This is a genomic window from Dehalobacter sp. DCM (assembly GCF_024972775.1).
Lineage (GTDB): Bacteria > Bacillota > Desulfitobacteriia > Desulfitobacteriales > Syntrophobotulaceae > Dehalobacter.
In genome coordinates this window covers 2,723,073-2,736,576 of the sequence record NZ_CP092282.1, presented here as the reverse complement: position 1 = coordinate 2,736,576, position 13,504 = coordinate 2,723,073, and the positions used below count along the sequence as shown (strand labels likewise).

The window sequence follows — 13,504 nt, the reverse complement described above, 5'->3', positions numbered from 1 at the left end:
GATGAAGGGCAGAAATGTGACTAAAGTTGCAGTGGGGATGAGCGGCGGCGTGGACAGCACCACGGCAGCTGCTTTGCTTCAAGAAAAAGGGTATGATGTATTTGGCGTAACGATCGTGACGCATACGGGCGGTGTCAGTGAAGAAACAGCCAGAGCAGCGGCCAAGGAGTTGGGGATACCGCTCTTTGTTCTCGATTTGCGTGACGTATTCAGGCATAAGGTTATCGACTACTTTGTTGACAGCTATTATCAAGGACTGACACCTAATCCCTGTGTCGTTTGTAATCAGACCGTTAAATTTGGCGCATTATGGGAAAGGGTACAGGAACTCGGTGCTGATTTTCTGGCTACCGGCCACTATATACGAAACCATTATGACCAACAATCTGGTCGTTGGCTTCTCTACACCGCTGCGGATGCAAAAAAGGATCAAAGTTATATGCTGTACTCGCTAAACCAGGAACAAATTGGCCATGCGCTATTTCCGCTCAGTGATCTGAATAAAGAACAAATAAGAGAAATTGCGCGTGCGAGGAATTTCAAGGCGGCTGAATTAGCAGACAGTCAAGAAATATGTTTTATTCCGGATAATGATTACAGTCGATATATTAAAGCCGCATCGGGTATAAATCCTGATCCCGGTGACTTTATCGATATGGAAGGTCGTGTCATTGGCAGACACCGCGGACTTATTTATTATACGGTGGGGCAGCGCAAGGGCTTAGGTACTGCGTTTGGTAAACCGATGTTTGTGGCTTCACTGGATCCTGTCTATAATCGGGTCATGATCGTAGAAGAGAAAGATATTTTTACTGATACACTCTGGGCAGAACAGCTGAATTGGATTCCTTTCGAAAAAGTATCCGCGCCGTTAAAGGTCTTGGCAAAGATACGGTACAAGGCGAATCCGGTACCGGCGATCATAGAACCAGATATAGAGGGACGTATCCGAGTGCGGTTTGAAACCCCTCAGCGGGCAGTGACCCCAGGCCAATCGGTGGTATTTTATCAGGAATCGCTGGTATTAGGCGGAGGAATCATTGTCTCTGATAAGGCAGGGATTAGAAGCAACAACAACGATCATTGACGACGAAAATAAAAATATTATCGGATTTAAGGTTTTTCTCATCTACGTATGTATAATAGAAATAGAAACACGAAACAATCGGTAAAAAATAATACAGTCGCATGAATAGCCAGGTTACTATCTGGTTAGACTACCTCATACCACACAGAATGAAATGAGGTTACTATGCGGAGGATGAGGGATATCGTCAGATTGCCGGTCGTAGACAGCAATTCTGAGGAACGATTAGGATGGGTCAGTGACATTGTTTACAATGAAAAAAACAACAGGATAACAGGTGTCATTATCGAAAAGGATACCCTTTTGACACACCCGGCGGAAAACATCGTGCGAGAAGATATCGTCTCCATCGGCAAGGATGCTCTCGCCGTCAAGGGATTAAGCAGTAAAAGATTATCGGGTTCCTGTTGGTCACAGAAAGTCGGCAGCAAAGTTTATGACAGCGACGGTGATATCAAAGGAACTGTAGGCGATATTTATGTTGATAATCAAGTCCAAAAAATTCTGGGCTATGAAATATCAGACGGCCTTTTTGCAGATTTACTAAAGGGACGAGAGGCTGTCTTTGAAGAAAATATCCTAGGCGAAGACCTGGATGTGGTTGTAATTGAAGGAGGTTCTTTATCATGACATGCCCGGTTTGCGGGGGACGACAAACAGGAAAAGTAGGCGTTGAACAATACTATTGTTGGAATTGCTGCATTGAGTTCAACAGTCATACAGATAAAGTCGTCGTCTTTGATTTGGAAGAAGATGGAACGCTCGTTGCGTGGGAGGATTTTCTCCAGGATAATGAGCAAATTGTTCAAGCTGCCGCTGAATAATTCGGCATTTTTGACTTCATCGCTTGCCTATAGGGGGTTGGGATTTTCAAACGTTGAAAAGACCAACCCTTTTCTGTACCTGAACAACCGTGCAGAAAACATAACGACTGCTGCGGACCAGTAAAGGCTGATTCACAGAAAGGGGATTTAATCATGCTGCAAAACAAGCTGCGCTGGATATTCGGAATTTTACTTGCAGCACTTACTATCATTATTTTACTTAAAGTGAAGAAGATAACCCTTACCTTTGCTGCGGGGGCAATCATCGCTTACCTTTTATGCCCAGTCGTCAGCTGGCTGACGAATAAAGGCATCAAACGCAAATGGGCGGTTGCTATCACGTTTATTCTTATCCTCATCACATTGACGTTGTTATTTTTACTGCTCCTGCCAACATTTTATCAGGAATTAGGGCGACTGGCCGTTGTCATGCCAAATCGCCTCGAAGTTATCAATCACTATGTAAAATCACTGCAATCAGCATATCCCCAGTTCAATATTTCGCAAGAAATCACGATGCTGATGGAAAAGAAAATGGATCAAATGCAATATTATATTATTGACTGGATGGGGAAGACGATTGAGAATCTACCGGAATTACTTTCCTCTATTGGGTTAATGGTCCTTTCGCCGATTCTGGCTCTTTACTTCTTAATTGACTGGCCGAAGATCACGGACGGTGTTATCAAGATCGTACCGGGCAGGATGCGAGCCGGTTGGCATAAATTACTGATGGAAATTGACTTCGTTATAAAGCGATACTTTCAGGTCAATATCCTTGATGCGGTTATCGTCGGGGTACTTATCGGATTTGGCATCACATTGATTGGCATGGATTACGCACTGATTATTGGCATCATCTGTGGGATAACAAATATCATCCCGTATTTTGGACCGATTTTAGGAGCCGTTCCGTCTATATTACTTGCTTTAAGCCGGTCACCGCTCTTGGCACTGAAAGTTGCACTGATCATTTTTATCGTTCAGCAAATCGATAGTAATTTTATCAATCCCCGGCTTATGGGCAATAAGATTGGCATGCATCCGTTATGGATAGTTTTCGTTCTGTTAGTTGGCGGCGAGCTGGGCGGGCTTTTCGGGATGCTGGTAGCTGTCCCATTTGCGGCGGTTATCCGGATCATTATTCGTCATCTGTATTATCTGTTAGTTGCACCGCGAGAACTCAAATTAAACAAGAATGAGTAGATCATGTTATCTAATTTAGGAGCGACGTCAAGATAAATTGCATAGTACGAATAAAGTTAAGATAATGCCGCGTGTTGAGACCGATCTGCGGTTGACAGGAAACTTTACAATTGGCTATACTTAATTGATATCCTTAAAATTGAGCTCGTAATGGAGCCTTACATAGGAGGAAGACGATGTATACTGGAAACCAATTACGTGAAATGTTTTTAACGTATTTTGAAAAAAAAGGGCATAGTATTAGGCCCAGCGCATCCCTCATACCGAAAGATGATCCCACGCTGCTTTTGACCGTTGCAGGAATGGTGCCTTTTAAGCCCTATTTTATGCGACAGGTGGAACCGCCTTTTTCCCGAGCGACGACTGCCCAGAAATGTGTACGAACGCCTGACTTAGAGAGAGTGGGAAAGACGGCGCGCCATCATACCTTTTTTGAAATGCTTGGGAACTTTTCGTTTGGTGATTACTTTAAAGCAGATGCGATACCCTGGGCGTGGGAATATATCACAGAATTACTTCAAATTCCTACAGACAAGCTTTGGGTTACCGTGTACCCTGATGATGACGAAGCCAGAGCCATCTGGATCAAAGCGGGTGTCAGCCAAGAGCGAATTGTCGCAGATCCGGAAAACTTCTGGGCGGCAGGACCGGTAGGTCCCTGCGGACCTTGCTCAGAGATCTATGTCGACTTGGGTACAAGCCGGGGCTGCGGAAAACCGGATTGTGCCATAGGTTGTGACTGTGACCGATTTCTTGAAATTTGGAATCTGGTTTTTATGCAATACTTTCGAGATGAACAGGGGACACTGGCCCCCCTTCCCAAACAGAATATCGACACCGGGATGGGTTTAGAAAGAATTGCCTCGGTAATCCAGGGTGTCGAGTCGAATTTTGACACGGATCTGTTTATGCCGATAATCAAAAAAACGGCGGAAATCGCCGGTGTGAAATATAAGACCGACCCGAAAACTGATACAGCACTAAAAGTGGTTGCCGACCATACGCGCGCCGTATCGTTCATGCTGGCTGATGGGATTCGCCCAAGCAGTGACGGACGCGGCTATGTATTACGACGAATCCTGCGGCGCGCAGTACGTTTTGCCCGTCTTCTCGGAATTGATAAGCCATTTCTGGAAACGCTTTTTCGGATCATCCAAGAGAATTTTGCGCATTGGTATACCGAACTGAAGGAAAATGAAAATTTTATTATCAATCATCTTCGTTTAGAAGAAAAGAACTTTCAATCTACGTTAGAGCAGGGAACGCTCCTGCTGCAGGAAAAGGTAAAAGCACTAAAAGATGCCGGAGTCAAGGTGTTAAGCGGTGATGACGCTTTCCATTTCTATGAGACCTATGGATTCCCAGTCGAACTGACAGAGGAGATTCTATCTGAAGAAGGGATCACGGTCGATCTTGCGGCCTTTAGTTATGCATCAGAAGAACATCGGCGTCTCGCTAAAGAGCAATCGCGCCAAATGCGGGCTGCAGTAGAAAATGCGGAGCTGACGGAAAAGGCCAAAACCGTTGGCCCGACAGAATTCGTAGGCTATGACCACGTGACATGCGACAGCGTGTTATTGGCGATGTTCAGTGACGAAGGTGAACTGGACAGTGCAGGCGAAGGGGAGGAAGTCATTTGCTTGCTTAACCAAACCCCTTTCTATGCAGAAAGTGGCGGACAAGTATCTGATGAAGGGATGATTCAGACTGATAAAGCATCCGCAGAGATACTGGAATTGAAAAAACTGCCTAACGGTGCGGTCACACATCGTGTGCTGATAACGAGCGGAGTCCTTAAACAAGGGGATCAGGTCACAGCGATGGTGAATGCAGATAACCGCAAGGCGATCGCCCGCCATCATAGTGCGACCCATCTATTACAGATGGCATTGCGCGAGGTTTTAGGAGAGCATGTGCAACAGGCGGGGTCACTGGTAACCAAAGACAGACTGCGGTTTGACTTTTCTCATTTTTCAGCGCTGACGCTGGAACAGACCCTAGCGGTGGAAAATAAAATTAACCAACACATACTTGCTGATCTTACTGTCCATGCCGAGGAAATGGGGATGGACCAGGCCCGAGAAAAAGGTGCGCTGGCTTTATTCGGGGAGAAATACGGAGACGTCGTCCGCATGGTGGAAATGGGCGATTACAGCAGAGAACTCTGCGGCGGGACGCATGTGCGCACAACCGGTGAAATCGGACTCTTAAAAATTGTTGCGGAAGGCGGGATCGGTGCCGGTTTGCGACGGATCGAAGCTGTCGCCGGACTAGAAGCCTTGGCCTATCTCCGGGAAATCGAAGGACAGCTTAACGAGATCGGTAGCGTACTTAAGGTCCAGCCGAAAGAAAGTGTTAAGAAAGTTGGGCTGATGGTTGCTCAAAATAAGGAACTGGAGAAAGAAATCCAGCAGTTGAATACAAAATTATCGAAATATGAAGCTGACACTATACTTAGCAAGGTACAGACGGTTCAAGGCGTTAAAATTCTTGCGGCAAGAGTTCAGGCTCCGGACATGGATACGCTGCGGCAAACTGCCGATATGTTAAAAGATAAATTACAGGATGGCGTCATTGTTATTGCCTCTGTAGCTGAAGGAAAAGTAAATTTAGTGACGGTTGTCTCGCCGGAAGGTTTAAATGGTTTGCATGCAGGCAAGATTATTAAAGAAGTTGCCGCTATTACCGGCGGCAGCGGCGGAGGCCGTTCGGATATGGCGCAAGCCGGAGGAAAAGATCCATCCAAACTCGGTGAAGCGTTGGATAAAGTCCCTTCCATAATCAGTAAGTTTTTGGGGCATACTTAATAACAATTCCGAAAATATGAAAACCATAGTATGAATAATTTATAATTATTTAATATTTGTAACAGGGAATATCCAAGTTAATGAAGAATAAATTATAGCGTAAGCTGGTAAAAAGGAAAGGAGGTATAAACCTTGAGTAAGATGGAAGAAACAATGATGTTCAAATCCCACGGTGCTGAAAATTCGGCAAGGGAGATACTGCAACAGGTTTATGCTGCACTGCAGGAGAAAGGATACGACCCCATCAATCAATTGGTTGGGTATTTAATGTCCGGTGACCCTGTATATATTACCAGTCATAATCAGGCACGAACCAAAATCCGTAAACTGGAACGGTATGAACTGCTTGAAGAACTGGTCAGTTCCTATCTGCGCGATTTATAAGTCAGTTGCTGACAACAATGCAGTAACGATACGGATATTGACATAAAGGGACATTTTACAACGTAATGGTGATTACGCTAATATGAAAAATGGTTCTTATTTTGACTTATGCGTTTTTTGCTGCCCTCACGTTTAGTGAGGGTTTCATTTTATAACACGATGTGTGTAACGTATTTGGAATGCCCTACTGGTTGATGGCATGTTTCTTATACAGGAGGAAAGCGTTTTGCAGAAAGTCACATTGGGTTTGAGCGGGCTCAAGGTATCGGAGATTTGTTTTGGAAGTCTGGCCATATCGCCCCTGCAAGGAAGGGTAACATGCGAGCGTGGGATGGAAGTACTGCGATATGCTGTGGCACGGGGAATTGATTGGATCGATACGGCTGAGATATATAATAACTATCCCCAGTTAAAACCGGTTCTCCGCGAATATCCGGAAGTAATAGTCGTTACTAAGTCCTATGCCGTGACTAAACAGGAGATTGCGGACAGTTTAGAAAAGGCCAGAATGGGGCTGGGAAGAGATGTCATTGACGTTTTTCTATTACATGAGCAAGAAAGCCATCACACGCTGCGCGGGCATGCCGGAGCCTGGGAAGGTTTACTGGAAGCGAAAGCCCGCGGGCTGGTCAGCGCGATTGGGATATCGACGCACGCGGTCCAAGGTGTGAAGGCCGGAGCACTTCAGCCGGGTTTGGATGTCATTCATCCGTTGATCAATCATAAGGGACTGGGGATTATTGACGGTACGGTAACGGATATGTTGGAAGCGATTCGATTTGCTGCCGACCTGGGGATGGGGATCTATGCGATGAAAGTTTTTGGGGGCGGACACTTGGCTTCAACTCCCGATGAAGCCATTGATTTTGTTCGTCATATCCCGGGGATTCAGGCTATGGCATTGGGAATGTCCTCCGTTGCGGAAGTGGAATATAACCTATTGCTGCTGGAAGGAAAGGATATCCCGGAGCAATTACGGTATGCTGTTCAACATCGAGTAAGAAAGTTATACATTGCAGATTGGTGTCAGGGCTGCGGGAAATGCATCGATCACTGTCCCCAGACGGCGCTCTATCTTGAACACGGACAAGCCAGGGTCACAGCTCATAAATGCATTCTTTGCGGTTATTGCGGCAGATACTGCCCGCATTTCTGCTTGAAGATTGTTTAGTAAATAATATCTTTTGGTTAATTGGATAATAATAGCGATTAAGACGATTTGCGGTTATAATTAACTTAGGGGTAATCGACGTCTCGAATGCCGAAAGGGGGCGCTTTCATGGAAAATATGATTCAGGACTTTTGCATTGAGTGCGGGGTAACAAGCGATTTTTTTTATGACGGCGAACAATGGGTATGCAAAAATTGCGGGAGTCATAATTCTCAAGGCATAATGATCGATTCGATTCCATCAAACAACGATGAAGAGCCTTGATCGGAATGAAACCGATTATTGGTTGAGGTGTACACGTGAGGATAATGGGACTTGATTATGGAGAGAAGACGATCGGTGTCGCTATGAGTGACCCGCTCGGTCTAACCGCCCAGGGTATTGAAGTCATACGACGGATCGGAAAAGCAAAGGAAAAAGCAGAATTGGACCGGTTGATCCGGGAATATGAGGTTGATGAAATTGTTTTGGGTTACCCGAAAAATATGAACGGAACATTGGGAGAAAGAGCGAAATTAACAGAAACATTTGCCCAAGAATTACAGGCGGCTTATGAATTGCCGGTGAGACTTTGGGACGAACGCCTCAGTACTGTCGGCGCCCAACGCGCGCTGCTCGAAGCTGATTTATCAAGGGCTAAGCGGAAAAAAGTCATCGATAAAATGGCTGCAGTATTTATTCTCCAGGGATATCTAAACAGTAAATGAATAAAATAAGTATAAACAAAATACAGGTTAAATTTGACTTTCTTTTCCTGCCAGAGTAGAATTACAATATCTTGATTGAAGAGGTGAACCATATGTCTGATGAGATCAAACACGACCACGAAGATGAAGAGGAAGATGTATTTGATATTATTGTATTAAATGACGATGAAGGCAATGAAAATGAATTTATGCATCTAGCCACTCTCGAAGTTGACGGCAGCACATACTTTGTGCTTCTGCCGGTGGAAGAAACAGAAGATGACGATGAAGAAGCTGAAGCCATCATCCTCAAGCTTGGCAAAGACGAAAACGGCGAAGAAATGCTCATGGACATCGAAGATGATGAAGAATGGGAAAAGGTAGCCGATGCCTGGGAAGAGATGGAAGACGAGTTCGACGAAGAATAACCCAATTGTTCCGGATACGGAGGACTTCATTTACGTGTAATATTTTGAAACTCACGCTGAAAAGCGTGAGTTTCTTTATGCCAAAAAAAAGGGTATAATAGCAAAAGGGCGTATTATATATCGTTACGTGTGATAGGTGAATGAACATAACCGCCACGAGGGGAAGGGTGTCACCCTGTGCCGAATGAAACATTTCTACAACAAGCGGGATAGTTTAATGGAACAGGTTTATCCTGCCGAGTGGTAAGGAACTGGAGAAAGAGAGTAGAAAGCGTGAGTAAGAGATATAGAAGAAAGTCTTCCTCAAGGAAAATAAACCGGGCATTTGGCATCATTATTGTGATATTGTTTGTCGCTATCGCTGCGAGTGCGTGGTGGACTACGAATCTAAGGGCTGTTTCCAAGACACAAGAAAAGCAAGTATTTGTCTTAGAATATGGTATGACGGCTTCTGATGTAGCAACAGAGCTTAAAAATATGGATTTGATCCGTAATGCCAATGTATTTGAACTTCTATGCAAGTCCAAAAAAGCTGACGCTAAATTGATGGCGGGAATGTATTATTTATCGCCATCCATGTCATCCAAAGAGATTCTCAATGTGCTGATAGCGGGGCCTGAGCCGGAAGTTGTCCGAGTGACGATCCCGGAAGGATATACGACAGGACAGATAGTCGCTGCATTGGCTAAAAATGGTTTGGGAACGGAAAAAGAACTCTATGCAGCGATACAATCATTTAATGCCGATGATTACAGCTTCTTAGAGGGAACCCCCACAGGTGAAACTCATTTGGAAGGATTCCTTTTTCCAGACACCTATTTTTTCGATAAAAAAGCAACGGCCCGGGATACGATCGATCGTTTCCTCCTGCGTTTTGAACAGGAATTGACAGATGAAACGACGAACCGGTTGAAAGAAGTCAATATGTCCATTTATGAATGGGTAATTAAAGCGTCGATTGTGGAGAGAGAAGCTGTAAAAGCGGAAGAACGGCCGCTCATTGCCGGCGTTTTCGAAAATCGTTTGCGTACCAACATGCCGTTGGAATCCTGTGCGACGATCCAATATATATTAGGCGAAGTTAAACCCGTATTAACCATCGAGGATACGAAAATCGATTCTCCCTATAATACGTATCAGCACATTGGATTGCCGCCAGGGCCCATAGCCAACCCCGGCGATGCGTCGCTGCAGGCTGCTTTATATCCAAAAGAAACCGATTATTTTTTCTTTGTGGCTAAAAATGATGGCTCACATGCATTTTCTGTGACCTATCAGGAACATCTGCGCAATGTGAATATTTATCAATAGCAGATAACGGAGGATACGATGCAAAAACCGGAACTTCTGGCACCTGCCGGCGACCTGGAAAAATTGAAATTTGCCCTTGCTTACGGAGCTGATGCTGTTTATGCTGGCGGTGCTGACTTTGGCTTACGTGCCTATGCCGGTAACCTTGACAGCGAAGAAATGGTCATTGCTGTTAATTATGCGCATGCTCTGGGTAAGAAGATATACATTACCGTGAATATTTTCGCCCATGAACAGGACTTCAATGACCTTCAAGCCTATCTTGGGCAATTAAAAGAATTAGGTCTTGACGGAATCATTGTATCTGACCCCGGCGTACTTGGCCTGGCCAGAAAAATAGCCCCGGAACTGACGATACATCTTAGCACCCAGGCGAATTGCACCAACTCGCAGAGTGCTAACTTTTGGTTTGAACAGGGGATTAAACGGGCGGTTCTCGCCAGGGAACTGACGTTAGAAGAGTTGAAAACACTCAGTCCCAAAGCACATGGCGAGTTGGAAATATTTATCCACGGCGCGATGTGTATGTCCTATTCGGGACGTTGTCTTTTAAGTAATTATCTTACGGGAAGAGATGCGAACAGAGGAGCATGTACACACCCCTGCCGCTGGGGCTACTCCTTGGTTGAGGAAAAACGTCCGGGTGAGTATTTTCCTATCGAGGAGGATGCACGGGGAAGCTATATCTTTAATTCGCATGACCTATGTCTGCTGCCCTATTTGCCCGAACTCAAGCCGCTTAACCTGGCCAGTTATAAAATCGAAGGCCGAATGAAAAGTGCTTATTATGTCGCCAGTACGGTAAAGGTTTACCGGGAGGCCTTGGATGTTCTTTGGGAACAAGGAGAAGCGTCCTTTAAGGCGAGGATACCACAGTGGCTGGAGGAAATGGATAAAGTCAGCCACAGAGATTATTCTGCTGGATTTCTTTTTGGAAAACCAGGCGCTGAGGCACATAATATCGAAACATCCAACTATATTCGAGAGTATAGCTTTGTTGGTAAAGTCATAGAAGGAGACAGCTGGGCTGGTGAAGCTAAAGCCAATGGGATCGGGTGTTGGATAGAACAGCGTAATCATTTTAAGGCAGGGGATGAGCTGGAAGTTCTTGCACCGGAAGAGCAACCCTGGCGTTTTACCGTAACGGATTTATGGGATAGCGATGGACAGAAAGTGGATGTTGCCAGACATCCGCAGCAAAAGCTGAGGATCATGACCCCATATCCCCTGAGACCGTTCAGTATTCTGCGAAAGCCACTTGCTTCGACTTCGACTACCACTCCATAAAGATATTAAAAAAATTATTTCTCAATGAATATTAAAAATCAATTCCAATGAGGAGAAGCTTTATGGATACATACGGTAAAGAGCGTAAACAATCGGATAGTCCGGATTGGCGGAATCCCGATCTCCTAGTTAAGGCGAAACTCCCTCGTTCCGACATCCAGCTGTTAGCCAAATATGTAGAAGGTCTGGGTCACCTTGGCGTTATCACCACAACAAATAAAATTTTGGGAGAAGTTCTTATTCAGACAACCACCCATTGCTGGCCCGATCTAAAGAAAAACCTTTTATCTCTCCCGCTGGATTTGGAAATAATTGATCCTTATTAATTATAAACGATGGACGTGAGAACAGGAGACCATGTGAATGAAGAAACACTGGCTTGCACTCTTTGGGGAAAAGGAAATCATTGCGGCAAGGGTGGCTCTGTCTAAAGACGGCGATTTACAAGTGCTTTTTCTTGCTAAATACAGAGCTCCCGGCGGAAAAGATATTGACTATCGGGATGTGGCCGGAAGTGATTGGGAGGCTGTAAAGAACTGGTTCAGGTATCAGAGGATACCTGTAAAAAATATAAAAATTGCAGTGAGCGGCAAGGGACTGGTGATGACCGTGATGTCTTTGCCGCAAATGACGCTTGCTGATTTGAGTAAAATAATGACCGGGGATATGGATCGTTTTTTTGAGCCCGACGGCCAAAATTACGTCATTGATTATCGGGTTGTAGCTGACTATGAAGAAAACGGTCGCCCCATGATCAAGGTATTACTGGCAGCTTTCCCCAAAGAACGCATGGCGGATTTACTCGCTTTCTGCAGCAAGCTCGGGATCCAAACAACGATTGATTTAGCGGCAAACGATATGATAACTATTTACAGCTATCTCCTTGAGCGTATTAATTTTCCGGTTTCAACCGTCATCGAAAAACCATCTCTTAAAGATATCGCTGTAGTTGTCTTAAATCCTGGCCTGGTTGAATTTGTCCTTTTCACCAATGGCAGCGTGGATATGTATACCAATATGCGGCCTGATCAGGAGGATATTGCCATTGCTGATCAGAACCGGCAAAATGCTGCCCAAGCAGCGATTAAGCAGAACCCGACATGGCAACATGAATCCCATGAATCCTATGAATCTCATGAGTCAGAAGAGTTGCCGATGTTGTCATTCTATAAAAATGATCCCCAGCCCGACACCACCACTGGCTTATCTTTGGAAGAAATGGAAGCGGCAGAAGCCTATTATACGAAGATAGATTCAACAAAGTCCGCCAATAAGGATTTTGTCTTAGAGGATCTGTTTGTTCCTTATGATCAACTCGATGAAAAATTGTTTATCTTAACAACCCAAGAGCATCCTGAGGCAACCATGGGAGGACTGGGGCCAATCGATGAAAACACGGCATTGGATGATAATAAGGCATCGGAGGAAAACAAACAGGCAGACGATGATAATGAATCGAAAGAATACGATTTTGCTCGTGTTGTCTCATCCTTAAATAAACTGCTCGAGGTTTATGCTCAGCGCCATAATGGAAAAATAATCGATGCGGTTTATTTGACAGGTGAATATTGTCAAAACCCGGGTATCACAGAACAATTTGTAGACAAATTAAGCAGAACAGTTATCACCGGATTCCCTGGGAATTGGTTTCCACGGTTTAAAGATAGCATAGCAACCAGAGAAAGCTGGCCGCAATATGCCGCAATTTATGGATTAGCTTTAAGTAATGAGAGCAATCGATTCCAATTTGCTGAAAAACCCTCCCAATCACTGCCGCCATTGCCGCCTTCGCAGCCATCACCACAACAGGAAGCTGAACCTCAGCAATCCATAAAGCAAAATAAATACAAACGGTTACGCCATGTGATCTGCAGTGTGTTTGTGTTTCTGATTCTGGCTGTCCCATGGCTTTTGCAAATGAGACAAGCAGTTGTTCTGAAAAATATTGAAGCAGACCTTTTAGAATACAAGGAATTGGCTGACATCTTAGCTTTAAATGATAAATTGCGCATGCAAATATCTGACCAAATGCATTTTTTGGATTTAGGAAATGATGGATCGATCCGAAATCCCCAGGTGATTCGAAGCGAAATCAGGAAGTTACTGCCGCAGGAGACCCAGATAAAAACATATACGATCAATGGAGATGATACGGTGACACTGGGAATTGTTATTCCCGATACCCTCAGTATTTCCAAACTGAAATCCCTTTTTGAAGGATCCGGCAGTTTTCAGTCCTTTGATATTCAGACTGTTTCGCTCAATGACAGCCGGCAGGAAATTCAGTTAACGCTTCAATTGAAACAACAATAG

Annotated in this window: 14 protein-coding genes; all 14 read left to right on the top strand. The window is 44.7% G+C overall.

Annotated features, from left to right (window positions below; all coding sequences use genetic code 11):
• The first annotated feature begins 1 nt into the window (after window position 1).
• Complete coding sequence (mnmA, locus tag LPY66_RS12725; RefSeq protein WP_337984704.1) at window positions 2-1,087, top strand: tRNA 2-thiouridine(34) synthase MnmA; 1,086 nt, start codon at window positions 2-4, stop codon at window positions 1,085-1,087.
• Window positions 1,088-1,252: 165 nt separating this feature from the next.
• Window positions 1,253-1,717 carry a PRC-barrel domain-containing protein gene (locus tag LPY66_RS12720; protein WP_337984703.1) on the top strand — a complete coding sequence of 155 codons (465 nt, stop codon included), beginning with the start codon at window positions 1,253-1,255 and terminating at the stop codon, window positions 1,715-1,717.
• On the top strand, window positions 1,714-1,911 hold the full coding sequence (locus tag LPY66_RS12715; protein ID WP_337984702.1) for a hypothetical protein: 198 nt from the start codon (window positions 1,714-1,716) through the stop codon (window positions 1,909-1,911). The genes LPY66_RS12720 and LPY66_RS12715 overlap by 4 nt, the downstream gene beginning before the upstream one ends.
• A 153-nt stretch (window positions 1,912-2,064) precedes the next feature.
• The gene (locus LPY66_RS12710) at window positions 2,065-3,117 is read left to right on the top strand and encodes an AI-2E family transporter (protein WP_337984701.1); all 1,053 of its coding nucleotides are present in this window, start codon (window positions 2,065-2,067) and stop codon (window positions 3,115-3,117) included.
• A gap of 176 nt (window positions 3,118-3,293) precedes the next feature.
• Window positions 3,294-5,924 (top strand): alanine--tRNA ligase, encoded by a 2,631-nt coding sequence (gene alaS, locus LPY66_RS12705; RefSeq protein ID WP_337984700.1) that lies wholly within the window; start codon window positions 3,294-3,296, stop codon window positions 5,922-5,924.
• Between the two features lie 141 nt (window positions 5,925-6,065).
• Window positions 6,066-6,308: an IreB family regulatory phosphoprotein gene (locus tag LPY66_RS12700; protein WP_443112488.1), complete on the top strand. Its 243-nt coding sequence runs from the start codon at window positions 6,066-6,068 to the stop codon at window positions 6,306-6,308.
• Between the two features lie 199 nt (window positions 6,309-6,507).
• Window positions 6,508-7,479, top strand: coding sequence for an aldo/keto reductase (locus LPY66_RS12695; RefSeq protein ID WP_337984698.1), 972 nt, complete (start codon window positions 6,508-6,510; stop codon window positions 7,477-7,479).
• 108 nt (window positions 7,480-7,587) lie between these two features.
• Window positions 7,588-7,743 carry a hypothetical protein gene (locus LPY66_RS12690; RefSeq protein ID WP_337984697.1) on the top strand — a complete coding sequence of 52 codons (156 nt, stop codon included), beginning with the start codon at window positions 7,588-7,590 and terminating at the stop codon, window positions 7,741-7,743.
• 35 nt (window positions 7,744-7,778) lie between these two features.
• Window positions 7,779-8,186, top strand: coding sequence for a Holliday junction resolvase RuvX (gene ruvX, locus LPY66_RS12685; protein WP_337984696.1), 408 nt, complete (start codon window positions 7,779-7,781; stop codon window positions 8,184-8,186).
• A gap of 92 nt (window positions 8,187-8,278) precedes the next feature.
• Entirely contained in the window at window positions 8,279-8,593 is a 315-nt protein-coding gene (locus tag LPY66_RS12680; RefSeq protein ID WP_337984695.1) for a DUF1292 domain-containing protein, read from the top strand.
• Between the two features lie 273 nt (window positions 8,594-8,866).
• On the top strand, window positions 8,867-9,904 hold the full coding sequence (gene mltG, locus LPY66_RS12675) for an endolytic transglycosylase MltG (RefSeq protein WP_337984694.1): 1,038 nt from the start codon (window positions 8,867-8,869) through the stop codon (window positions 9,902-9,904).
• Between the two features lie 18 nt (window positions 9,905-9,922).
• Window positions 9,923-11,191: a peptidase U32 family protein gene (locus tag LPY66_RS12670; protein ID WP_337984693.1), complete on the top strand. Its 1,269-nt coding sequence runs from the start codon at window positions 9,923-9,925 to the stop codon at window positions 11,189-11,191.
• A gap of 62 nt (window positions 11,192-11,253) precedes the next feature.
• The gene (locus LPY66_RS12665; RefSeq protein WP_337984692.1) at window positions 11,254-11,517 is read left to right on the top strand and encodes a DUF4911 domain-containing protein; all 264 of its coding nucleotides are present in this window, start codon (window positions 11,254-11,256) and stop codon (window positions 11,515-11,517) included.
• A gap of 37 nt (window positions 11,518-11,554) precedes the next feature.
• Complete coding sequence (locus tag LPY66_RS12660; RefSeq protein ID WP_337984691.1) at window positions 11,555-13,504, top strand: hypothetical protein; 1,950 nt, start codon at window positions 11,555-11,557, stop codon at window positions 13,502-13,504.

What these genes read in the sequence shown, in the direction of transcription:
- mnmA (WP_337984704.1), top strand. Translation starts at nt 2, where the DNA reads ATGAAGGGCAGAAATGTGACTAAAGTTGCAGTGGGGATGAGCGGCGGC.
- LPY66_RS12720 (WP_337984703.1), top strand. Translation starts at nt 1,253, where the DNA reads ATGCGGAGGATGAGGGATATCGTCAGATTGCCGGTCGTAGACAGCAAT.
- LPY66_RS12715 (WP_337984702.1), top strand. Translation starts at nt 1,714, where the DNA reads ATGACATGCCCGGTTTGCGGGGGACGACAAACAGGAAAAGTAGGCGTT.
- LPY66_RS12710 (WP_337984701.1), top strand. Translation starts at nt 2,065, where the DNA reads ATGCTGCAAAACAAGCTGCGCTGGATATTCGGAATTTTACTTGCAGCA.
- alaS (WP_337984700.1), top strand. Translation starts at nt 3,294, where the DNA reads ATGTATACTGGAAACCAATTACGTGAAATGTTTTTAACGTATTTTGAA.
- LPY66_RS12700 (WP_443112488.1), top strand. Translation starts at nt 6,066, where the DNA reads ATGGAAGAAACAATGATGTTCAAATCCCACGGTGCTGAAAATTCGGCA.
- LPY66_RS12695 (WP_337984698.1), top strand. Translation starts at nt 6,508, where the DNA reads ATGTTTCTTATACAGGAGGAAAGCGTTTTGCAGAAAGTCACATTGGGT.
- LPY66_RS12690 (WP_337984697.1), top strand. Translation starts at nt 7,588, where the DNA reads ATGGAAAATATGATTCAGGACTTTTGCATTGAGTGCGGGGTAACAAGC.
- LPY66_RS12680 (WP_337984695.1), top strand. Translation starts at nt 8,279, where the DNA reads ATGTCTGATGAGATCAAACACGACCACGAAGATGAAGAGGAAGATGTA.
- LPY66_RS12670 (WP_337984693.1), top strand. Translation starts at nt 9,923, where the DNA reads ATGCAAAAACCGGAACTTCTGGCACCTGCCGGCGACCTGGAAAAATTG.
- LPY66_RS12665 (WP_337984692.1), top strand. Translation starts at nt 11,254, where the DNA reads ATGGATACATACGGTAAAGAGCGTAAACAATCGGATAGTCCGGATTGG.
- LPY66_RS12660 (WP_337984691.1), top strand. Translation starts at nt 11,555, where the DNA reads ATGAAGAAACACTGGCTTGCACTCTTTGGGGAAAAGGAAATCATTGCG.